Origin of the sequence: Streptomyces polyrhachis (genome assembly GCF_042663125.1) — a bacterium.
GTDB lineage: Bacteria > Actinomycetota > Actinomycetes > Streptomycetales > Streptomycetaceae > Streptomyces > Streptomyces polyrhachii.
Window position 1 is genome coordinate 26,995 of sequence record NZ_JBHSZO010000027.1, and the last position, 21,879, is coordinate 48,873.

The following is a 21,879-nucleotide window of genomic DNA, read 5'->3' on the forward strand; positions in this document are numbered from 1 at the left end:
TACGCAACCTTGACAAGCAGATTGATCGACTGACGGGCTACCAGAAGGGTGAAATCTGAGCAGCCGCCCGAGTCCGGGGCAGAGTAGGGCCGCCGACGGGGGCGGTTCAACTAGACGGTGCGGATGACAGGGGCGGGTTTGATGTCCTGGGCGTCGACGAGGGTGCGGATGTCGTTCGGGTCCGAGGTCCAGATGATGGCGCCGAGGCTGGCTGCCATGGTCACGACGGTGGCGTCGACGATGTCGGAAGTGCCGGCCTTGCCGCAGAGGATGCCTGCGGCTTTGGCGGTTTCGAGGCCGACGGGTACGACACGGCACCCGGCGAGGAACTTGCCGAGTCTGACCTGGCGGCGGGAGTCCCGCCATGCCTGGCTGACGACGACGGATGGGACATGGATGTCCCGGCCGTCGTCGAGGGCCAGGCTGTGGCGGGCCCACATGCGTCGGTCGTCGTTGTCGATGGCGATGAGTACGCCGGCGTCGTACAGGTAGGGGATGTTCACGCGGCCGAGGCTCGCGGGCTGCTGAGGTACTCGGCGTCGGCGGCGGCAAGGTCCGCGCGGGCGGCGGCTAGTTCTTCGGGAGTGAAGGTGCCGTGTTCTGCCTGCCACTCCTGGATGACGGCCCGGCCGGCCCGCAGACGCAGCTCGCGTTCGGCTGCTCCGGCGACGAGGCGGGAGAGTGGAATGCCTTCTTCCTCGGCGGCTCCGGCCAGGGCTTCGACCAGGGATTCGTCGAGAGTGATAGTCACCTTCTTGGTAGCCATACATCAACCATAGCGTGGTATGGCCTTCGATGCCGATGCGCGGATCGCGTGCCGACGAGCGCGGAGGGCGTGAGTGTATCCAGCGGAAGGACCTCGCCGACTCGATGGCCTGCGGGGCTGGGGTCGGTGCGGGTCTGGGCCCTTGGTTTTTCCCGTGCTGGGATGGTGCTGGGACGTGGACGGGCCGCCGGTGCCAGTTCCACTCTGATGAGTCTTCCCGAGACCGCGAGCCGATCGTCGTGGGGAGCGCAGTCTGCCGCGCCCGGGTTCGTTCTCGCTGGTTTCCCATGTCGTGCGGAGTGGCCGCTCCGGCAACATTGCGCCGATTCGTTCGCCGGGTCCCGGATAAGGGAGTTCGTGCAGGGTCTCGTCGAGCGGTTGCTCGCCGATCCGAAGCTGATCAACCAGTCCAGGTCGTGCTCCCGGCTCTGAATGCGGCGCCCTCGACGGGCTCCAGCATTTTGATGCCATTTCTCGGGTCTAATTGATATCGTTGTTAGAGCGTCGAGCTGTGGAGGGACAACTGATGGCCAGGACTGTGATCGATCTGGACGAGGAGATCGTCGAGCAGGCGATGCGGGTGTACGGGGTGAAGACGAAGGCCGCCGCAGTGCGGGCGGCCATGGCGGAGGGGGTGAGGCTGCGGCTGCGCCGGGAGCTGTTCGATGCCATGGACGATGGTGAGTTCGATGACGTGTTCGCGGAGATCCGGTCGCAGACGGGGCCGCGGAATCCGGACGGCTCGCTCAAGCGCGAAGACGGGGCTTCGGCGGCGTGAAAGGGCGCTACCTCATCGACAAGTCCGCGCTGGCCCGCCGGGGCAAACCGGCAGTGCGGGCACGGCTGGATGCGCTGGACCGCGATGGACTCCTGGCAGTGTGCGCCCCGACCGAGTACGAGGTTCTGTACTCGGCGCGCGGAAAGCCCGAGGCGCTGCGCCTGCGTACCCTGCTCCGTGGTTTCGACTACCTGCCCTGCAACGACGAGGAGTTCGAGCAGGCGCTCGCGATCCAGGCATCGGCGCTGAACGCCGGCTTTCACCGGGCGCTGTCGCTGGCCGACGTCCTCATCGCGGCAACCGCAGAACGGCACGGGGCCACGGTCCTGCACTACGACGGCGACTTCGACATGATCGCCTCGGTGAGCGGGTCGCAAGCCGAGTGGGTCGTGGAGCCCGGCACGGCCGACTGAGCGTCATCCATCCTGCCTCGCAGGGGTGGAACGGGGTCGAAGGTGTGGCGGCGGAACCTCGGATCGTCTCCGATCATGGTGTTCGGAACGGCCAACGCGCGTACATGGGTGCGGAGTTCGGCGGGGGAGGGCGGCGGCTTCGACCCCGGTGGGTGGCACCTGGATATCCCACCGGGGCCACTTCCGATCCTTGAGACCGGGCCCATTGCCTTTCCCGTGCCGGGTGGCGTCGGTACTGACGACGGCTGTCGGTCGACCTCCGCACCGTGCCCGCCATCTCCCGCGAAGGCGTCACGACGGCGCGGGTGCGTCCTCCCGGACCGCGTCCTCGGATTCCGGGCGGCCCGGAGCGCCGGTCGGGGCCGCGTCGCGCAGTGCCGCCTCCACCCTGCGGTTGGTGGTCATGGTCGCCGTGACGGCGGTCATGGCCAGGAGGAGGCCGGCGGCGGCGTAGAGCGGGGTGCGGACGTCGTGGGCGGTGGCCAGCCAGCCGCCGAGGAGGGCGCCGAACGGGGCGGCGCACATGGCGAGCATGCGGGAGGTGGAGGCGACCCGGCCCATCAGGGGCGCCGGGACGATCGCCTGCCGCAGCGAGGGGCCGAGCACCATCGTGGCGCCCATGCCCGCGCCGCAGACGGCGAGTGCGAGGCCGGCGGCGTACGGGTTCGGGGCGGCGGCGAGCCCCAGGATGGCCAGCCCCTCGACCGCGGCCGTGCAGGTCAGTGCGGTGCCGGTGCCCAGGCAGCGGCTGAGGAAGGAGGCGATGCCCGCGCCGAGCAGGCCGCCGGCGGCTTCCGCGGTGAGGAGCAGGCCGAAGCCGAAGGCGCCGATGCCGAGGCGGTCGTGCGCGAAGAGGGCGAGGACGGTCTCCACGGCGAGGAAGGCGACGTTCCCGACGGCCGGGCGCAGCGCGAGCCCGAGCAGCAGCCGGTCGTGGAAGACGTACGAGGCTCCGGCCCGCGCCTGTCGCAGCAGGGACTCCCCGGCCTGCGGTACGGGCCGGGGGGTGGCGGGCAGCGACCGTACGAGCAGCGCGGAGAGCGCGAACGACACGGCGTCGGCGAGCAGCGGAACCGTCCGCCCGAGGGCGAGCAGGGCGCTGCCCGCGGGCGGCCCCGCGAAGCCGGAGGCGGCGGTCTGGGTGCCGCGCAGGCGGGAGTTGGCGCGCTCCAGGAGCGCGGGGTCGCGGCCGAGCAGATCCGGCAGATAGGCCGTGGCGGCCGTGTCGAAGAAGAGTCCGCCGAGGCCGAGCAGGAAGGCGACGGCGGCGAGCAGCCCGATGCTCAGCATGTCGAGCGCGGCGGCCGCCGCCGGTATCGCGAGCAGCGCCGCACGCGCCGCGTCCGCGACCCACATCGTGCGCCGGCGGTCCCAGCGGTCCACCAGCGCGCCGCCGAGCACCCCGAAGAGCAGCCACGGCAGTGTCCCGGCGGCCGTGACGACGGCGAGCGCCATCGGATCGTGCGTCAGCGTCAGCGCGAGCAGCGGCAGGGCGGCGTGCATCACCCCGTCGCCGAGCGAGGAGACCGTCTGCGCGGTCCACAGCCGCCCGAAGCCGGTCGGCAACGTCCTTGTGTTCATGGTCACTTGGACTCCCCCTCGGTCTGCTCGGGCTGCGCCGGCCGGAACAGCGCGAAGACGAGCGACACGTCCGGCAGCGACGGATCGGACGCCTCGCGGTACTCGTCCGCCAGCGCCCGCAGCCGTTCCCCCAGCTCCGCGAACTGCTCCTCGGTGAGCCGCAGATGCGCCATCCGTACGTGCCGCTCGCTGTCCGCCGGCGCGGCTTCCAGGTCCGCCACCGCGTGCCGCATCAGCAGGTCCGGCTGCCCCGGCCCCGGGTCCGGCAGTGTGATCGACCGCGCGGCCATCGCGTAGTACCGCTCGGTGACCCCCCGCACCTTGCGCGTGCGCACCACCTTCACCAGCCCGGCCCGCTCCAGCAGCCGCACGTGATAACTGGAACTCCCCTTCGCGAGACCCACCCGCGCGGCGATCTGCGTGATCGTCGCCGGCTCGAAGCGGAGCACGGCCATGATCCGGTGGCGGGTGAGGTTGGCGACGGCGCGCAACTGCTCGTCGGTGGTGACGTGCAGCGTCTCGGGAAGATCGTCGGTAGGCATGCGCCCAATGGTCAACGATTCTTGACCATTGGTCAAGGGGGTTTCGTACGCCCTTCCGCGGTCCACCGTCCGGCGTGACGTGACGTCTTCGCCCCCCACCCCCGCCACTGACCGTGGGGCGGGCGGGGGAGGGCGGTTACGCCGTGGTCGCCGCCTCGCTGATGGCGTCCGGGCGGTTGGTGATGAAGCCGTCGACCCGCAGGGCGAGGAGCTGCCCGGTGCGGGCGGGGTCGTCGACCGTCCACACCACCAGCTTGACCTGCCTGCGGTGCGGGCCCCGGCGCAGGTGGACCGCGTCGACGTAGGCGGCGGTGACGCGGGTGTGCTCAAGGTGGATCTGGTCGGCGACCGCTGTGCAGCCGGGGAGGTTCGCCAGCGAGGGGTCGTCGGTGAGGAAGGCCGTCCGCACCTGCGGTGCCCGGGTGCGTACGGCCTTCAGGCTCGCCAGGTCGAAGGACTGCACGATCAGGCGGCCGGTGTGCGCGGTGCCGAGCCAGCCGAGCCGCCGCAGCTCCGCCACGACGTCGGCGGCGAGCCCGGGGTGCAGCTCCGGGCGCTTGACCTCCAGGAGCAGCCGCTGCCCGTTGGCGTCGAGCCGCGCCAGGTACCGCGCCAGGGTCGGGACCCGGGTGCCCGTCCACTGCGGGCCCTTCCAACTGCCGGCGTCGAGGGTGTTGATCTCCGCCTGCGTGAAGTCCCCGACCCGCCACGGGGAGCGGGTGGGGAACTTCGCCTCGACGTCGGTGGTACGGGCGAGGGTCGCGTCGTGTATGACCACCAGCGCGCCGTCCCTGGTGCGCTGGACGTCGTTCTCCATCCACTCGATCCCGGCCGCGGCGGCGGCGTCCACGGCGGGGAGGGTGTTCTCCGGCGCGGCATAGGAGAAGCCGCGGTGGGCGTAGACGGTGGACGGGTAGGGGGTCGCGCCGGCCGTCGTCTCCGCCAGCACTGCCGCGGCGGCGAGGGCCGCGGCTATCGCCGTCACGCGTGCGGGAGTTCGCGCGAGCTTCAAGCTTCCCCCTGCGATGTGTTCTGTGGGGTGGGCGGGGTGCGGGTGGCATGTCCCGGAAAGTGAGGATAAGCGCGCCGGGTGCGGGCGGCAGGGCGGCTACGCCGTTCGGGCGCCGCGCCGGGAGCCGGTCCACGCGGTGGGCTGCCGTCCCCTCCCGCCCCTTGCGGCTCGTAAACCCCTGTCCTCCCCGGCGTCCGCGCGGCAGAATCGCGCGCATGTCTGAGACCTCCGTGTTCCAGGACCTGTCCGCCTTCGTCGCCGTACCCCGCGTCGCCTCCCTCGCGCTCTCCGCCGACGGCACCCGGCTGGTCGCCGCCGTGCAGACGCTGAGCGGTGACGGGACGAGGTTCGTGTCGGGGCTGTGGGAGCTCGATCCGGCGGGGGAGCGGGAGGCGCGGCGGCTGACCCGGTCCGTCAAGGGCGAGTCCGCGCCGGCCTTCGGGCCGGACGGGACGCTGTTCTTCCTCTCCGGGCGGGCGGAGAACGACCCGGGCGTGACGCAGGACGGTGCGGACGAGGGCGCCACCCTCTGGGCGCTGCCCGAGCGCGGCGAGGCGGCGCTCGTCGCGCAGCACCCGGGCGGGATCGACGGGTTCACTGTCGCCCGGGGGACGGGCGCGCTGGCCTACACCGGCGGACTGGCGGACGGCGCCGCCGACGCCGAGGCGTACGGCAAGCTCCGCCGGGCCCGCAAGGAGGCCAAGGTCACGGCGATCCTGTACGAGGCCGGGCCCACCCGGATGTGGGACCACGACCTGGGCCCCGAGGAGCCGCACACCCTCGTCCGCCCCGCCGACGGCGGCCCGGTGGTCGACGCCGGCGGCCAGGGCGTGGGGCTGGAGCACGCCGCGGAGGCGGCCTTCTCGCCGGACGGCGACCGGGTGGCGTACGTCCGCTTCACGGCGGGCCGGGTGCCGGCCGAGAACCGCACCTCGGTCGTGGTCGCCGACGCCGCCACCGGTGCGGAGCTGCGCCTCGTCGACCGGCTCGGACACCTCTACGAGAGCGCGGCCTTCACCGCCGACGGCACGGCGCTGGTCTGCGGCCGGATGCGCTACCCCACGTACGAGACCTCCGGGGACCTCACGCTGGTACGGATCGACCTGGCCGGCGGCCAGGAGAGCGACCTGCTGCCCGGCTTCGACAACTGGCCCGGGGAGACGCTCCTGTCCCCGGTGGACGACACCCTCTGGTTCACCGCCGACGAGCAGGGCCACGCCCCCGTCTTCCGCCGCGACCCCGACGGCACCGTCACCCGGCTGACCGCCTCCGGCGCCCACAGCGCACTCCAGGTCGCCCCCGACGGCCGTACGCTCTACGCCCTGCGCCACGCGGTGGACTCCCCGCCCCGGCCGGTGCGCCTCGACGCCGCCGCCCCCGACCAGGAGCCCGCCCCGCTGCCCGCCCCCGGCGGTATCGGCGCGCTGCCCGGCACCCTCACCGAGGTACGGGCCGAGGGCGACGACGGCTTCCCCCTGCGCGGCTGGCTGGTGCTGCCCGAAGGCGCCCGCGCCGAGCAGCCGGCGCCGCTGCTCGTCACCGTCCACGGCGGCCCGCAGGGCAGCTGGAACGGCTGGACCTGGCGGTGGAACCCGTGGCCCTTCGCGGCCCGCGGCTACGCGGTGCTGCTTCCCGACCCCGCCCTGTCCACCGGCTACGGGCAGCGCAACCACGAGCGGGGCTGGGGCCAGTGGGGCGGGCGGCCCTACGACGACGTCATGGCGCTGACCGACGCCACCGAGGCGCGCCCCGACATCGACGCCGAGCGCACGGCGCTGGCCGGCGGCTCGTACGGCGGGTACCTCGCCAACCGGACCGCCACCCGGACCGACCGCTTCCGGGCGATCGTCTCGCACGCCGGCGTGTGGGACCTGCGGACGTTCCAGGGGGACACGGACGCGCCCTGGTACTTCCAGACGATCTTCGGCGACCCGCTGGCCCGGCCCGAGCGCTACGAGGCCGACAACCCGTACCCGGACGCCGAGGCGATCCGCACCCCGATGCTGGTGATCCACGGGGCGAGGGACTACCGGGTGCCCGTCGCCCAGGGGGCGGCGCTCTTCCAGGACCTGCAGCGCCGTCAGGTTCCGGCCACGTACCTCTACTTCCCGGACGAGAACCACTGGATCCTCACACCGAACCACGCCCGCGTCTGGTACGGCACCTTCCTGAACTTCCTTGACCACCACGTGCGGGGGGAGCGGTGGCAGCGACCCGAGCTGCTGTAGCGGTGGGCGGGAACGGACGGTTCCGGAGCGGAAGGGCATATTCAGGCCACGTAGGCCCCGGGAATGTTTCAAACGGTTATGCGGTCGACCGTTGGGGGAGGTATCGAGCGACTCAAGACAGGTTTGAACGGAGGTAGTTGCTGAATCGCCTTCGTTCGAGCCCATCGGATCGCGAGGAGATCAGAAGTGACCATTACGCATGACTTCCCGGCAGTGACCCAGATCCCCGCCCTATGGTGCCCCATCGACCTCCGCCTCCACCCCGAGGCGGAGGGCGCCGACGACCGGCTCTTCACCTGGGCCCGCAAGTTCGACCTGATCCGCAGCGACGCCGCCGCGGACCGCTTCTACCAGGCCGGATACGGATACTTCTGCGCCGCGACCTACCCACGCGCGCAGCGGTTGGACCTGATGTCGGAGTGGAACGCCTACAACTGGATCCTCGACGACCTGCTGGACGAGGGACACAAGGACGCCACGCACGAGGACCGAATACGCATCTGCCGCGAGGTGCTCGCGCAGATGCCGGTCAACCTCAGGGCGCCGCGCCCCACCAGCCCGCTCACCGCCGCCGTCGCCGACCTGTGGGAGCGCTCGGCGCCCCCGATGTCCGTCGCCTGGCGCAAGCGCTATGTCGCGCACTACGCGGACTGGGTCGGCCAGTCGATGCTGCAGCACCTCCCGAGTGAGCCCGAGGACGCCGCCAGCCTCTACACCCACCTGCGCCGGCGGCGCATCCACTCCGGCTGCGAGCTGAGCTTCGACCTCATCGAGACCGGCAACCTCAGCGAGGTCCCGGAGGAGGTCACCCAGGTCGACGCCTACGAGGCCGTACGGGCCTCCGCCTCCGACGCGATCTGCTGGACCAACGACGTCTACTCCATCCGCAAGGAGACGGCCCGCGGCGACCACGACCACCTCGTGCCCTTCCTGCGCGAGCGCCAGGAGACGGACTGGGACGGCGCGCTGGACGCCGCGGCCGGCATGATCGAGACCGCCACGCGCGACTACCAGTCCGCCTGCCGTGATCTGCGGGCGCTGCGGCCGCTGTTCACGATGTCGGACGAGGAGTGGTCGCGGGTCGAGGACTCCATGAGCGACCTGGGCCTGTGGATCGCGGGCAGCCTGCACTGGCACCGCTGGTCGCCCCGCTACTCGGTGGTGGAGACGACCCCGGACGGCTCCACCCCGAGCTACATCGAATGGCACGTCGCCTGACCCACGGGCGGTCCGCCCACGCCCCGACCGCTGCCGCCCCGCGCCCCACCGCGCCCCCGGAAACCGAGGCGGGGGCGGCGGGTTCGTATACGAGCCCGCCGCCATCCCACCCTCCGTCCCGGGTATCGGAGGCGGCAGCGCCTACGCCGTCTGACCTCCCAGCTCCCGTTCCGCGTAGACGCGCATCGCCTCGCGGACGAAGGCCGCCGTGCCCTCGCCGTGGCGGTCGTAGGTCGCCGTGAAGCGGGGGTCCGCCACGTACATCTCGCCCAGGCCCGTGAACGCCTCCGCCGTGGGGCGCCGGCCCTGCCAGCCCGCCGCCACCCACTCGTAGTGGCGGCGTGTGATCGCCTGGACCTCCTCGCCGTCCGCCGGGCGCCCCGCCGCCAGCGCGGCGGCGTAGTCGCGGGCGATGTCCAGCTGGGCCTGCTGGAAGCCCTCCCGGTCGTCCTTCGACAGCGAGCGCCACCAGCGGTCGCCGCTGCGCCAGGCGCTCTCCCCCCAGCGCTCCTTGACCTCCTGCTCGTACCGCGAGTGGTCGAATCCGTCGAACACCTCGTCCGCCATGAGCGGTTCACCTCGTTCCGTCTTGTCCAGCGTGGTCCGTACCGAGGTGATCCGGCGCGCCAGCCGCTGCTGCTCCTGCTCCAGCAGGGCCAGGTGGGTGCGCAGGGCGGCTCCGGTGTCCGCCGCGCCCGCGAGCACCTCGGCGATCGCGGGCAGCCCGAGCCCCAGCTCGCGCAGCAGCAGGATCCGCTGCAGGCGGACGAGGGCCTCCTCGTCGTAGTAGCGGTATCCGTTGCCGCCGATCCGACTGGGTAGGAGCAGCCCCTTGTCGCCGTAGTGGCGCAGGGTGCGGCTGGTCGTCCCGGCGGCCTTCGCCAGGTCGTGGATGGTCCACTCCGTCATCGCGCACCCCTTCCGTACTCCCCGCGGCACACCGCACCCTCACGGCCAGCCACAGCCCTGCGGCCACCCCGCCGGCGCCTCTCGCCCTCGGTACGACCACCACGCTAGAAGTTGACGCTACGTAAAGGTCAACCCCGGCTCAGCGCCGCCCGAACACCTCGAACCCCACCGCCAGCTCCGCCCCCGAGCGCTCACCCGCACCCCGGAGCATCTGCTCGATGAACCCCTGCGCGTACGCCCGGGGCTCCTCCTCGACGCCCAGCCCCTCGATGTACGCCCGGTGCGCGGCCAGCGAGTCCACCGCCCGCTCCAGATCCGCGGCCTCCACCCCGACCGCGTGCGTGGGATGCGGGGAGCCCGCGACCGCCACCCACCGCACCCCGCCCCACGGCTTCAGCCCCTCGCCGAGGAGCTTGGGGAAGATCCACCGGTTGCCCGCGTCGCCCGCCGCGTCCAGCGTGGCGCGGCCGACCGCGCGGTGGTCGGGCATGTTCCAGAACGCCCCCGCCCCCGTACCGAAGGTGTCGTGGTGGTTGAGCGTGATCAGCAGCTCCGGCCGGTGCCGCCGGATCGCCGCCGCCAGGTCCTGGCGCAGCGCCAGCCCCTCCTCGATCACCCCGTCGTGGTGGTCGAGGAACTCCACGTCCGCCACGCCGACCGCCGCGGCGCTCGCCCGCTGCTCCGCCTCGCGCACCCGCGCCGCCTCGGCCGGGTCCATCCCGTCGATGCCGGCCTCGCCCCGGCTGACGAGCAGGTACGTGATCTCCTTGCCCTGCCCCGTCCAGTACGAGACCGCCGCCGCCGCGCCGTACTCCAGGTCGTCCGGGTGCGCGACGACCGCGAGCGCGCGCTCCCAGTCCTCGGGCATCGCCGCCAACCGGGGCGCCCGCGCCGAGGACGCCTGCGCCGAAACCCCGCCGGAACCCGTCTCGTTGCCACTCTCCGTGTCCGTCATGTCCGCCATCGTGGCACAGCGCCCGCCGGATCCGGCGGGCGCTGCACGCCGCCTGTGGATAACTCACGAGCCACCCGCCATTGCGGACGGTCAGGCTCTGGCCTGAGCTTGCGGCCCGCGACCCCCGGTTGCCAAGCTGTCGCAGACTGTCAAGCTTTGGGAGCACATGTGCCGTTCGGTGAGCAGCCCGCGTATCTGCGGGTGGCGGGGGACCTGCGCAAGAAGATCGTCGAGGGGGAGCTGCCCCCGCACTCCCGGCTGCCGTCCCAGGCGCGCATCCGGGAGGACTACGGGGTCTCCGACACCGTGGCGCTGGAGGCGCGCAAGGTGCTGATGGCCGAGGGGCTGGTCGAGGGCAGGTCGGGCTCGGGGACGTACGTGCGCGAACACCCGGTCCCGCGGCCGATCTTCCGCGCGGGCTACCGGATCATCGGCGACTCCTCGCCGTTCCGCCAGGAGCAGTCCGACGAGCGCGTCTGCGGCAGTTGGGAGTCGAGCAGCGAGCAGGTCCCGGCGGACCGCGCCATCGCGGGCCGGCTGCGGATCGAGCGCGGCGGGCGCGTGATGCGCACCGAGTACGTGCTGCACGCGGGCGGCGGGCCGGTCATGCGCTCCCTCTCCTACGAGCCGCTGGCCCTGACCGGCCGCACGCCGGTGATGCTGCCGGAGGAGGGGCCGCTGGCCGGGCTCGGCGTCGTGGAGCGGATGGCCGCGATCGACGTGGTCGTGGACAACGTCGTCGAGGAGGTGTCCGCCCGGCCGGGGCTGGCGGAGGAGACGGCGGCGCTGGGCGGCTTCCCGGGGCAGCTGGTGCTGGTCGTCTCCCGTACGTTCCACGCCTCGGGCCGCCCGGTGGAGACGGCGGACATCGTGACGCTGGCCGACCGCCACCGCCTCACCTACCACCTCCCGGTGAAGTAGCGGGGCCAGTTCAAGGGGCGGCGGGGGGCGTCGAGGGGCGGCGGGGGCGTCCGGGGCGGGGTCGGCCGGCCCCCGACGCCGTTTCCTCCCGGCCGCCTCCGGTATGCCGCCATCCCCCACCATTCGAACATTGCGGCGATTAAGACACCGCTTTGTATGAAGTCGTATCCACCCCGTGAAGGTCATGCGTAAGCTCTGGCATATGCGCAGCAGGGGATCCGATGGCTCGGTGATGCGGCCGGGGGAGTGGCGATGAGCGACAGCGGGGCCGCGCGTCCCTGGGCGGTCATCCGCCAGGACGGCAACGGCAATCGCTACCGCGTGGGCAGCTATGCCACGCGGGCCGAGGCCGAGCGCGTCGCCGAGCGCTTCGAGGGCGCGGGCCGCAGGCAGCTCTATCTCGTGGAGCGCATCGGGGGTGCGCACAACGGGAATTGACGCCCCGCGCGCGGGGCGCCCCTCGTCGCCAGCGGGCCGTTCCTTACTCCACGTGCCGGGTTTGTGGCGCAATGGTTACATTGATTTTGTGACAAACCTCCCATATCGGGTATTTCGGAGTCGATCCCCCGATTCTGACCTGGGATGTGGTCGGCGTGACACACACCGCTGATGCGGCGGAGTTCCCCCCGGCGGCCCCTGCTGCCGCCGCTGCCCCACGTCTTGTCCTGGCGCCCCCGGACGGCCCCGCCGAGTGGACCTTCCCCGCCGACCCCGGCGCGGTGCGCACCGCCCGCGCGGTGGTCCGCGAGACCCTGCGCAGCTGGCACCTCGACCCGGTCAGCGACGTCACCGTGCTGCTGGTCAGCGAGCTGGTCACCAACTCCCTGCGCTACGCGGCCGGTCCCATCGGCCTGCGCCTCAGCCGCGTCCCCGCCACCGGACCCCCCGCCCCCACCGCCGCCGCGGCCCTGCGCGTGGAGGTCTCCGACCCGCTGCCCGACCCGCCCTGCCTGCGGTTCGCCGGCCCCCAGGACGAGGGCGGCCGCGGCCTGCAGATGGTCGCCTGCGCGGCCCGGAGCTGGGGTTCGCTCCCGGGGCACGGCGGCAAGACGGTCTGGTTCGAACTCGCCCTCCTGGGCTGACGGCCCCCTGGGCGGGCAAACCCCTTCCGGAGGTGCCGGAGACGCGCCGGACACCTCCCTGAGACGCGCCGGCAAAGGGGAGGTTCGAGCACCCCCGCGCTGGTTAGAAGAAGGGAGAACACTGATCGCGACGGTCCCGCCGACCACCGAGACCCAACCGCGATCTGAGGACCATGTTCCGGACGGCGCTTGCTGTCGCATACTCGGGCCTACGCGAAACCCGGAGCAGGAGAAGTGAGGGGGGTTGCGTGACGGAACCGCTGTGGCAGAGCAGCCCGCCGGGCTCGATCTACGACCACATCCAAGTGGCCTCCTTCTGCCTGGGCCCCGACGGCCGGATCGAGCAGTGGAGCGACCGGGCCGCCGAGCTCTTCGGCGTCCCCGCCGAACGGGCGCTGGGCGCCGACCCCGTCACCACGCTCATCCCGCCCGGGCTCCGCCACGACGCCGCCCGCTCCTGCGGCCCCGCCGCCGCGCTGACCCCCGAGCGCGTGCTGGACGGCCGCGAGTGGATCGGCCTGGTCCCGTACGGCAGAGGGGACGAGCCGGAGGGCATCACCGAGCTGTACGTGATGCCGACCCGCACCGCCGACGGCCGGCGCGGCGCGCTCTGCGTCGCCGTCGACGTCTACGCACTGCGCCGGATCGAGACCGACCTCGCCGCCTCCCAGGCGATCTTCGGCCAGTCCCCGATGGGCTTCCTCCTCTTCGGTACGGACCTCAGGCTGATCCGCGTCAACGAGCGGTTCGCCACCGCCTTCGGCCGCCCCGCCGACGCGCACATCGGCCGCGGCGCCGCCGACTACCTCCCCCGCGCCGAGGCCGAGCGCTTCACCGCCGCCTGCCGGCAGGTGCTGGAGACGGGCGAGCCCGTCACCGACATGCAGATCCTGGGCCCCTCCCCGGCGGAGCCGCAGCGCCAGCGCTGGGCGGTCTCCCTCTACCGCGTCCACAGCGCCGCCGGCCGCCCGATGGGCGTGGCCGCCATAGCGAACGACGTCACCGGCCGGCGCCGCGCCGAGACCGAGGCCGCCAACGCCCGCCGCAACCTCGCCCTGCTCAACGAGGCCGGCGCCCGGATCGGCAACACCCTCGACCTGGAGACCACCGCCCGCGAGCTGCTCGACGTCACCGTCCCGCAGTTCTGCGACCTGGCCTGCGTCGACCTCTACCAGAGCCTGCTCGACGGCGACGAGGGCCGCCCGGGACTGGCCGACGGCAGCGCCGAGCTGCGCCGCGTCGCCTTCGCCTCCGCCGTCTCCGACGCCCCCGTGACCGCCGTCGGCGCCACCCACCGCCTCCCCTTCCACTCCCCGTACGCCGCCGCGCTGCGCACCGCGCAGGTGCAGTTCGTCCCCGCCGGGGACGTCGGTGAGGAGGAGGCGGGCGGGGCGGCGGGCCCGGTGCGCGCGACGCTCGCCGTGCCGCTGGTCGCCGGGGACACGGTGGTCGGGCTGGTGCAGTTCTCCCGCACCAAGGGCAGCGAGGGCTTCGGCGAGCGCGACATCGCGCTGGCCGTGCAGATCGCCGCGCGCGCGGCCGTGTGCATCGACAACGCCCGCCTCTACCGCCGCGAGCACGCCCGCGCGCTGATACTCCAGCGCAGCCTGCTCCCCCCGGGCGAGCCGCAGGCCGCCGGGCTGGACATCGCCTGCCGCTACCTGCCGGGCAACACCGCCACCGAGGTCGGCGGCGACTGGTTCGACGTGATCGAGCTGCCCGGCCACCGCACCGCGCTGGTCGTCGGCGACGTGATGGGCCGCGGCCTGCGCGCGGCGGTGGCGATGGGCGAGCTACGTACGGCGGTGCGCACCCTCGCGCTCCTGGACCTGGAGCCCGCCGACGTGCTGACCGCGCTGGACGAGATCGCCAGCGGCCTGGGCGACGTCTCCGAGGTCTACCTGGCGACCTGCGTCTACGCCGTCTACGACTCGGTGACCCGCCGCTGCGTGATCGCCAACGCCGGCCACCTGCCGCCGATGCTGGTCGAGCCCGGCGAGACCCCGCTGCTGCTGGAGGTCCCCACCGGCATGCCGCTGGGCGTGGGCGGCGAGCCCTTCGAGGAGGTGGAGGTCGAGCTGCCCGAGGGCGCGATGCTCGCCCTGTACACCGACGGGCTGGTGGAGTCCCGCGACCATCCGCTCGACGAGGGTCTGGAGGTCTTCCGCAAGGCGCTCACCGGCTCGCCGCGCGCGCTGGAGGACGCCTGCGACCACGTACTGGACACCCTGCACACCCGTCACGGAGAGGACGACGTGGCGCTGCTCATGGCCAGGGTGTGCGGGCTGCCCGTCGGCAGCGTGGGGGACTGGCGGCTGGACGCGGAGCCCAAGTCGGTCGCCCGCGCCCGGGAGTTGGCGCGCGCGCAGCTGCTGGCCTGGGGGCTGGAGGCGCTGGTCGACACCAGCGAGCTGCTGGTCTCGGAGCTGGTGACCAACGCGCTGCGGCACGGCGAGGGCGAGATCCGGCTGCGGCTGCTGCTCGGGCGCACCCTGGTCTGCGAGGTCTGGGACGCGGCCCTGCGCCAGCCGCGCCGGCGCCGGGCGCGCGACACGGACGAGGGCGGCCGGGGGCTGCAGCTCGTCTCCCTGCTCAGCAGCAGCTGGGGCTCGCGTCGTACGCCCCAGGGCAAGACGGTCTGGTTCGAGCTGGATCTACCCGGCGAGGGGACGACCCCCTCGGAGGCCACGGTGGAGGCGCTGCTGTCGGTGTTCTGAGCGGCTTCGAACACCGGCGGCAGCCCTGCCCGCGGAGACGGCCGCCCGGTCAGGCCGCCTTCAGCGCCGCCAGCCTCGCGTCGACCTCCGAGGCGGTGGCCAGGTCGTCCAGCGACTCGAACTGCGCGTCCAGCGAGGACGCCGCCAGCTCCGCCTTCCCCAGCGCCCTGGCCTCCTCGCGGCGGATCTTGTCCTCGAAGCGGCCGAGCTCGGAGGTGGGGTCGGTGACGTCCATGGACTTCACCGCGTCCAGCATCCGGTTCTGCGCCTGTGCGGTACGGGCCCGCGCCACCAGCGAGTCGCGCTTGGCCTTCAGGTCGTGGAGCTTCTGCTTCATGGCGTCGAGGTTGGCCCGCAGCTTCGCGACGACCTCCGTCTGGGAGGCGATCATCGGCTCGGCGTCCTTCGCCTCGCGCTCGTGCTGGAGCTGGCGCTCCAGCGCCACCCGGGCCAACTGGTCGAACTGGTCGGCCTTCACGGTGTCCCCGGCGGTCCGCAGCTCGTCGCCCTTGCGGCTGGCGGCCAGCGCCTTGCCGCCCCACTCGGCGGCGGCGGTGACGTCCTCGGCGTGGTCCTGCTCCAGCAGGCGCAGGTTGCCGATGGTGGTGGCCACCGCCTGCTCGGCCTCGGAGATGTTCGCGGTGTAGTCGCGGATCAGCTGGTCGATCATCTTCTGCGGGTCCTCGGCCTGGTCGATCAGCGCGTTGATGTTGGCCCGCGCGAGCTGGACGGTGCGGCCGAGGATGGTCTGCTTTCCGGACATCTGCCTGTGCTCCCTGGGTGGTTGGGGGGGGTGGGGGAGGAGGGGACGGGGGGACGGGGGGACGGGGGTACGTTCAGAAGCGGCCGCCGCCGCCCATCCGGCCGGTCGTACCGACCCCGCCGAAGGAGCCGGGACCGAAGCCGCCGCCCCCGCCGCCAAAGCCGCCGCCCCCGCCCCCGCCGCCCGAGCCGCCGAGCATCCCGCCGAGGATGAGACCGCCCAGCATCGCGGTGTTGAGCCCCCCGCCGCCCATCCGCCCCGGGCCCGGCCCGTAGCCGGCGGTGTCCTGCTCGGCGAGGCTGCGCGCCTCCCGCCCCAACTGATCGGCGCGCTGGGCGTGTTGGAGCGCGGCGGGCGCGTCGGACGTACTGAGCGCGACCGCCTGCTCCAGATGCCGCTCGGCCTCGTGCAGGCGGGTACGGGCCTGGCTGGCGACCGCGCCCCGGTGGGTGGTGAGGAAGTCGCGGGCCGCCCCGACCTCGCTGCGGGCCGCCAGCAGCGCCTGGTCGAGCAGCACCCGCGCCCGGTGGTCGGCCGCCTCGCGCTCGCGGGCGCCGGTCAGCGACTCCTCCAGCGCCGCGTCCGCCTCCTCGATGCGCCGCAGCGCGGTCAGCGGGTCGTAGGGGCCGGCCGTCATCTCGCCCTCCACCTCCGCCACCACGCTCTCCAACCGGCCGATCCGGCCCCGCAGATCGGCGGTGGAGTCGCCGGCCGGGGTCCCGCCGACCATGCCGCGCGCGTCCGCGAGGTCGGCGTGCGCGTCGCGCAGCGCCTCGCCGAGCCGCTCGCCGGCCTCGCGCAGCTCGCCCTGCCGGCGCAGCACCGAGCCGGCGAGGGTGGCGGCCTGGTCGATGGCGCCCTCGGCGGCGCGGATGTGGACGGCCGCCGCGTCGCGGTTGCCCGCGTCCAGGGCGCCGCGCGCCTCGCTGAGGTGCGTGGCGGCGAACTGGAAGCGCTCGCGGGCCGCGCGCGGATGGTCCGAGACGGCCTCGGCGGCGCTGGGCGGATAGCTCGCCGCCATCGTCGACAGCGCCGACTCGGCGGTGTTGATCTCCGTCGGCAGGCGCTGGGCGGCGGCCTCGGCGCGCGCCAGCGCCTCGGGGGCGCCGGCGACCAGCTGGCGCAGGCTGTCGAAGGCGTCGGACTCGGCGTCCAGGCGCTCACTGGCCCGGGCGCAGCGCTGGACGATCTCCTCCAGCATCCGGCGCTTGGCCGCGTCGTCCTCGGGATGGGCGTCGTCGAGCTGCTGGCGCAGCCGGAACGCCCCGGTCAGCTCCTGCTTGGCGAAGCCGACGGCCTCCTGGAAGGGCGCGGCGGTCTCCTCGCCGAACTGGGCGGCGGCGAAGCCGAGTTCCTCCTCGCTGGTGCGGACCGCGTCGTCGGTCTCCACCAGCGCCTGCCGGGCGCGCGCGTCCAGCTCCGGCAGCGGGACCTCGGGGGGTGTACGGGCGGGAGCGCCGCCCGGGGTGGGCGCGCCGCCGTTCGCACGCCGGCGGCGGACGTAGAGGAGGTACACCACGAGGATGACGGCGCCCACCAGCACCACCGGGATCAGGACGGCGGCACCGGAGTTCGTGGAGCCGCCGGGGTCCGCCGGGCCGGGGGTGATCACGGGGCGCGGGACGGGGGAGCCCGACAGCACCGCGCCCAGGCCGTCCGCGGCGCCGATCGCCGCCCCGGCCCAGTCGTTGCGGCGCAGGGCCGGCTCGACGGCCTCGGCGTTCACCTCGCGGATCTGGGCGGCGGTGAGTCCGGAGTCGGTGGCGGCGGAGACGGCGTACTGGCGGGCGTGGGTGGCGACGGCGAGCAGCACGTCGTCCTGGCCGAGGCCGTTCTTCTGCGCGGTGGCGTCCGCCCAGTCCTGCCCGCCGCGGCCGGCGAAGTCGCGTACGTACACGACGTAGAGCTGGACGCGGTGCTCCTCGTCCAGCTTCGACAGCGCCTTCGCGACCTGCGGGCGGCGCTCGCCGAGGGCGTCGACCCGGTCGGTGATCTGGCTGCCGCGGTCGAGGTTGACGGGGTCGACGGCCGGGGCCGTGTCCACGGTGGACACGGTGTCCCTGGTGTCCCTTGTGTCCCTGGTGGCCACCGTGTCCGCGGAGGCGCCCGCTGCCGGAGCGGCGCCGGGGGCCAGCAGCAGCGCGAGCGCGGCGGCGAGCGCCGCGGCCGGTCGGCGTATGTGCATACGGGCGCGCCCACCTCTCCGTACCAGGACCGCTCGATCAGGGGTGTCCGGGTCTGGAGCGTGACACGCGCCCGTACGCGCCGCATGAGGTGTGCTCCGTCGGAGTGAACGGCGCCCGGCGGAGAGCTTCGGACAGGCCCTACTCCCCCCGCCTGCGGATCTTGGAGCCGAGCCAGACCAGCGGGTCGTACGTGCGGTCAGCCGCGCGCTCCTTCAGCGGGATCAGCGCGTTGTCCGTGATCCTGATGTGCTCCGGGCAGACCTCCGTGCAGCACTTGGTGATGTTGCAGTAGCCCAGGCCGTGGTCGTCCTGCGCGCTGCGGCTGCGGTCCAGGCCCGACTCCCCGGCCGCGTCCAGCGGGTGCATGTCCAGCTCCGCCACCCGCATCAGGAAGCGCGGGCCGGCGAAGGCCGCCTTGTTCTCCTCGTGGTCGCGCACCACGTGGCAGGTGTCCTGGCAGAGGAAGCACTCGATGCACTTGCGGAACTCCTGCGAGCGGTTCACGTCCTCCTGCGCCATCCGGTACTCACCCGGCGCCAGCCCGGGCGGCGGTACGAAGGCGGGGACCTCGCGCGCCTTGGTGTAGTTGAAGCCCACGTCCGTCACCAGGTCGCGGATCACCGGGAAGGCCCGCAGCGGGGTGACCGTGACGACCTCGTCCGGCGAGAAGACCGACATCCGCGTCATGCACATCAGCCGCGGGCGCCCGTTGACCTCCGCGCTGCACGAACCGCACTTGCCCGCCTTGCAGTTCCAGCGCACCGCGAGGTCGGGTGCCTGGGTGGCCTGCAGCCGGTGGATGATGTCAAGGACGACCTCGCCCTCGTTGACCTCGACCTCGAAGTCCGCCAGGCCACCGCCGCCGGTGTCCCCGCGCCAGATCCGGAAGCGCGCGGTGTAGCCCTTGGCGGACTCCCCGGCCGGCTCCCCGGCGGAGTCCCCGGCCGGCTCTCTGGTCGGCCCCGTGGCCGGCGCGGCGGTCATGCGCTCAACTCCTCTTCCGTCAGGTACTTCACCAGCTCCTCCTTCTCGAAGAGGTCGAGCAGATCGGCGCGGATCGGCGGCGTCTCGCGCCGCTCCAGCCGGATCTGGCCGCGCTGCGCGTCGGTGGCGGCCAGTCCGCCCGTCGGATCGGAGAGCCGGCAGACCAGGTTCGCGCCGCGCCAGCGGCGGTCCATCCCCGGGTAGTCGTCGCGCGTGTGGCCGCCGCGCGATTCCGTACGCTCCCGCGCGGCCCGCGCCACGCACTCGCTGACCAGCAGCATGTTGCGCAGGTCCAGGGCGAGGTGCCAGCCCGGGTTGAACTGCCGGTGGCCCTCCACCCCGGCCCGCCGCGCCCGTACCCGGAAGTCGGCCAGGCGGCGCAGCGCCTCCGTCATCTCCGCCTCCTTCCTGATGATGCCGACCAGGTCGTTCATGGCCTGCTGCAGCTCCTGGTGGATCGTGTACGGGTTCTCGGGCGGCCGGGTGCCCTCCTCTCCGGTGCTCTCCGCGCTGAACGGGCGCAGCGCCTCCGCCGAGGCGGCGGCGATCTGCTCCTCGTCCACCACCGGGCGCTCTCCCGCCAGCCCCGCCGCGTACTCAGCCGCGTGCAGTCCCGCGCGGCGGCCGAAGACCAGCAGGTCGGAGAGGGAGTTGCCGCCCAGCCGGTTGGAGCCGTGCATGCCGCCCGCGACCTCGCCGGCCGCGAAGAGCCCCGGCACCCCGACCGCCGCGGCCGTGTCCGGGTCGACGTCCACGCCGCCCATCACGTAGTGGCAGGTGGGGCCGACCTCCATCGGCTCGGCGGTGATGTCGACATCCGCCAGCTCCTTGAACTGGTGGTGCATCGACGGCAGTCGGCGCCGGATCTCCTCCGCCGGCAGCCGGGTGGAGACGTCCAGGAAGACCCCGCCGTGCGGGGAGCCGCGCCCGGCCTTGACCTCGGAGTTGATGGCCCGCGCCACCTCGTCGCGCGGCAGCAGCTCGGGGGGCCGGCGGTTGTGGTCCGGGTCGGTGTACCAGCGGTCGCCCTCCTCCTCGGACCGGGCGTACTTCTCCCTGAAGACCTCCGGGATGTAGTCGAACATGAAGCGCCGGCCCTCGCTGTTGCGCAGCACCCCGCCGTCGCCGCGCACCGACTCGGTGACCAGGATCCCCTTCACCGAGGGCGGCCAGACCATGCCCGTCGGGTGGAACTGCACGAACTCCATGTTGATCAGCGAGCCGCCCGCCAGCAGCGCCAGCGCGTGCCCGTCGCCGGTGTACTCCCAGGAGTTGGAGGTCACCTTGAAGGACTTGCCGATCCCGCCGGTCGCCAGCACCACCGCGGGCGCCTCGATGACGGAGAAGCGGCCCGACTCGCGGTCGTAGCAGAAGACCCCCGAGACACAAGAGCCGTCCTTCAGGATGCGGGTGACCGTCACCTCCTGGAAGACCTTGATCCGCGCCTCGTAGTCGCCGCTCTCCCTGAAGTCCTCCTGCTGGAGCGCCACCACCTTCTGCTGGAGGGTGCGGATCAGCTCCAGTCCGGTGCGGTCGCCGACGTGCGCCAGGCGCGGGTACTCGTGGCCGCCGAAGTTGCGCTGGGAGATCCGCCCGTCGGCCGTACGGTCGAAGAGCGCGCCCCAGGTCTCCAACTCCCAGACCCGCTCGGGGGCTTCACGGGCGTGCAGCTCCGCCATCCGCCAGTGGTTGAGGAACTTCCCGCCGCGCATCGTGTCGCGGAAGTGGACCTGCCAGTTGTCGCCCTCGTTGACGTTGCCCATGGAGGCGGCGATCCCGCCCTCGGCCATCACCGTGTGGGCCTTGCCGAAGAGGGACTTGCAGATGATCGCGGTGCGCAGCCCCTGCTCGCGGGCCTCGATGGCCGCCCGCAGCCCGGCGCCGCCGGCCCCGACGACCACCACGTCCCAGCGCTGCCGTTCGACGTGCGTCATGTGTGAGTCGCTTCCCTGTCAGAAGATCGCCGGGTCCGTGAAGGCGCCCGTGGCCAGCAGATAGACGTAGAGGTCGGCGCAGGCCACGCTGATCAGCGAGGCCCAGGCCAAGAACATGTGCCGCTCGTTGAGCCGCCCGGCCCACGTCCACAGCCGGTAGCGCACCGGGTGCTTGGAGAAGTGCCGCAGCCGCCCGCCGACGAGATGCCGGCAGGAGTGGCAGGAGAGGGTGTACGCCCAGATCAGCACGATGTTGACGAGGAAGACCAGGGTGCCAAGTCCCATGTGGCCCCACTCGTAGTGGGTGTCGCGGAAGGCCAGCACCGTGTCGTACGTCAGGATCGCCGCGACCGGGATCGCCGCGTAGAAGAAGTAGCGGTGCATGTTCTGCAGGACGAGCGGGAAGCGCGTCTCACCGGTGTACGTCGCGTGCGGCTCGGCCACCGCGCAGGCCGGCGGGGAGGACCAGAAGGCGCGGTAGTAGGCCTTGCGGTAGTAGTAGCAGGTCAGCCGGAAGCCCAGCGGGAAGACCAGGATCAGCAGCGCGGGGGACAGGCCCCACCAGCTGCCCAGCAGGTCGAAGTTGGGGCCGCCCTTCATGTCCCGGCAGTTCTCCGCCAGGCAGGGCGAGTAGAACGGCGAGACGTAGGGCGCCGCGTAGTAGTCCGTGTCGGCGAAGGCGCGCCAGGTCGAGTAGACGACGAAGGCGAGGAGGCCGGCGAAGGTGGCGGCGGGCTGCAGCCACCAGCGGTCGGTGCGCAGGGTGCGGGCGGCTATCGCGGCGCGGCCCGGCGCGCGCACGCCGCCGGCCGGGGGCTCGGGCGGCTCGTCGGGGGCGGGGCGTTCGGTGGCCTGGGTTGCCAAGGCGGTCTCCGGCGGGTGGATGGCGG

At 73.0% G+C, this 21,879-nt stretch carries 20 protein-coding genes; 8 read left to right on the forward strand and 12 right to left on the reverse strand.

Translation table 11 applies throughout. The annotated features are described in order from the left end of the window. Positions 1-110: 110 nt before the first annotated feature. Both ACFQLX_RS17625 and ACFQLX_RS17630 read right to left on the reverse strand, forming a co-directional pair. Entirely contained in the window at positions 111-503 is a 393-nt protein-coding gene (locus ACFQLX_RS17625; RefSeq protein ID WP_386416263.1) for a PIN domain-containing protein, read from the reverse strand. Continuing rightward, entirely contained in the window at positions 500-766 is a 267-nt protein-coding gene (locus tag ACFQLX_RS17630) for a hypothetical protein (RefSeq protein WP_386416265.1), read from the reverse strand. Before ACFQLX_RS17630 ends, ACFQLX_RS17625 begins: the two co-directional genes overlap by 4 nt. Before the next feature lie 526 nt (positions 767-1,292). On the opposite strand from ACFQLX_RS17630, the gene ACFQLX_RS17635 reads away from it, so the two are divergent. Both ACFQLX_RS17635 and ACFQLX_RS17640 read left to right on the forward strand, forming a co-directional pair. Next, positions 1,293-1,544: a type II toxin-antitoxin system VapB family antitoxin gene (locus tag ACFQLX_RS17635; RefSeq protein WP_386416377.1), complete on the forward strand. Its 252-nt coding sequence runs from the start codon at positions 1,293-1,295 to the stop codon at positions 1,542-1,544. Further along, complete coding sequence (locus ACFQLX_RS17640; RefSeq protein ID WP_386416267.1) at positions 1,541-1,957, forward strand: PIN domain nuclease; 417 nt, start codon at positions 1,541-1,543, stop codon at positions 1,955-1,957. The genes ACFQLX_RS17635 and ACFQLX_RS17640 overlap by 4 nt, the downstream gene beginning before the upstream one ends. Positions 1,958-2,248: 291 nt before the next feature. Here the strand turns inward: ACFQLX_RS17640 and ACFQLX_RS17645 are convergent, their stop codons facing one another. From ACFQLX_RS17645 to ACFQLX_RS17655, 3 genes are all read right to left on the reverse strand, one after another. Then, positions 2,249-3,538, reverse strand: coding sequence for an MFS transporter (locus tag ACFQLX_RS17645; protein WP_386416379.1), 1,290 nt, complete (start codon positions 3,536-3,538; stop codon positions 2,249-2,251). A gap of 2 nt (positions 3,539-3,540) precedes the next feature. Next, complete coding sequence (locus ACFQLX_RS17650) at positions 3,541-4,080, reverse strand: ArsR/SmtB family transcription factor (RefSeq protein ID WP_386416270.1); 540 nt, start codon at positions 4,078-4,080, stop codon at positions 3,541-3,543. Between the two features lie 136 nt (positions 4,081-4,216). Next, positions 4,217-5,065 (reverse strand): glycerophosphodiester phosphodiesterase, encoded by an 849-nt coding sequence (locus tag ACFQLX_RS17655; RefSeq protein ID WP_386416271.1) that lies wholly within the window; start codon positions 5,063-5,065, stop codon positions 4,217-4,219. A gap of 242 nt (positions 5,066-5,307) precedes the next feature. Between ACFQLX_RS17655 and ACFQLX_RS17660 the strand changes: the two genes are divergently transcribed. Both ACFQLX_RS17660 and ACFQLX_RS17665 read left to right on the forward strand, forming a co-directional pair. Beyond that, positions 5,308-7,320, forward strand: coding sequence for a S9 family peptidase (locus ACFQLX_RS17660; RefSeq protein ID WP_386416273.1), 2,013 nt, complete (start codon positions 5,308-5,310; stop codon positions 7,318-7,320). A gap of 186 nt (positions 7,321-7,506) precedes the next feature. Then, positions 7,507-8,538 carry a terpene synthase family protein gene (locus tag ACFQLX_RS17665; RefSeq protein ID WP_386416275.1) on the forward strand — a complete coding sequence of 344 codons (1,032 nt, stop codon included), beginning with the start codon at positions 7,507-7,509 and terminating at the stop codon, positions 8,536-8,538. 141 nt (positions 8,539-8,679) lie between these two features. On the opposite strand, the gene ACFQLX_RS17670 is transcribed toward ACFQLX_RS17665, so the two are convergent. Together ACFQLX_RS17670 and ACFQLX_RS17675 are read right to left on the reverse strand one after the other, a co-directional pair. After that, positions 8,680-9,447 carry a MerR family transcriptional regulator gene (locus ACFQLX_RS17670; protein ID WP_386416277.1) on the reverse strand — a complete coding sequence of 256 codons (768 nt, stop codon included), beginning with the start codon at positions 9,445-9,447 and terminating at the stop codon, positions 8,680-8,682. Between the two features lie 139 nt (positions 9,448-9,586). Then, complete coding sequence (locus ACFQLX_RS17675) at positions 9,587-10,315, reverse strand: PIG-L deacetylase family protein (protein ID WP_386416381.1); 729 nt, start codon at positions 10,313-10,315, stop codon at positions 9,587-9,589. 255 nt (positions 10,316-10,570) lie between these two features. Here ACFQLX_RS17675 and ACFQLX_RS17680 point away from each other — a divergent pair, with 255 nt between their 5' ends. The 4 genes from ACFQLX_RS17680 to ACFQLX_RS17695 all read left to right on the forward strand — a co-directional run bounded on the left by ACFQLX_RS17680 (position 10,571) and on the right by ACFQLX_RS17695 (position 15,122). After that, on the forward strand, positions 10,571-11,323 hold the full coding sequence (locus ACFQLX_RS17680) for a GntR family transcriptional regulator (RefSeq protein ID WP_386416280.1): 753 nt from the start codon (positions 10,571-10,573) through the stop codon (positions 11,321-11,323). 252 nt (positions 11,324-11,575) lie between these two features. Beyond that, positions 11,576-11,761 (forward strand): SPOR domain-containing protein, encoded by a 186-nt coding sequence (locus ACFQLX_RS17685; protein ID WP_386416283.1) that lies wholly within the window; start codon positions 11,576-11,578, stop codon positions 11,759-11,761. 227 nt (positions 11,762-11,988) lie between these two features. After that, a complete protein-coding gene (locus tag ACFQLX_RS17690; RefSeq protein ID WP_386416383.1) occupies positions 11,989-12,405 on the forward strand; it encodes an ATP-binding protein in 417 nt (138 codons plus the stop codon). Positions 12,406-12,653: 248 nt separating this feature from the next. After that, entirely contained in the window at positions 12,654-15,122 is a 2,469-nt protein-coding gene (locus ACFQLX_RS17695; protein ID WP_386416286.1) for a SpoIIE family protein phosphatase, read from the forward strand. 49 nt (positions 15,123-15,171) lie between these two features. On the opposite strand, the gene ACFQLX_RS17700 is transcribed toward ACFQLX_RS17695, so the two are convergent. The 5 genes from ACFQLX_RS17700 to ACFQLX_RS17720 all read right to left on the reverse strand — a co-directional run bounded on the left by ACFQLX_RS17700 (position 15,172) and on the right by ACFQLX_RS17720 (position 21,853). Continuing rightward, entirely contained in the window at positions 15,172-15,885 is a 714-nt protein-coding gene (locus ACFQLX_RS17700; protein ID WP_386416289.1) for a PspA/IM30 family protein, read from the reverse strand. Positions 15,886-15,958: 73 nt separating this feature from the next. Further along, positions 15,959-18,070: a TPM domain-containing protein gene (locus ACFQLX_RS17705; protein WP_386416292.1), complete on the reverse strand. Its 2,112-nt coding sequence runs from the start codon at positions 18,068-18,070 to the stop codon at positions 15,959-15,961. 139 nt (positions 18,071-18,209) lie between these two features. Then, the gene (locus ACFQLX_RS17710) at positions 18,210-19,055 is read right to left on the reverse strand and encodes a succinate dehydrogenase/fumarate reductase iron-sulfur subunit (protein ID WP_386416295.1); all 846 of its coding nucleotides are present in this window, start codon (positions 19,053-19,055) and stop codon (positions 18,210-18,212) included. Continuing rightward, positions 19,052-20,989, reverse strand: coding sequence for a fumarate reductase/succinate dehydrogenase flavoprotein subunit (locus ACFQLX_RS17715; protein ID WP_386416297.1), 1,938 nt, complete (start codon positions 20,987-20,989; stop codon positions 19,052-19,054). Before ACFQLX_RS17715 ends, ACFQLX_RS17710 begins: the two co-directional genes overlap by 4 nt. 18 nt (positions 20,990-21,007) lie before the next feature. Next, positions 21,008-21,853 (reverse strand): hypothetical protein, encoded by an 846-nt coding sequence (locus ACFQLX_RS17720; protein ID WP_386416298.1) that lies wholly within the window; start codon positions 21,851-21,853, stop codon positions 21,008-21,010. Positions 21,854-21,879: the final 26 nt, after the last annotated feature.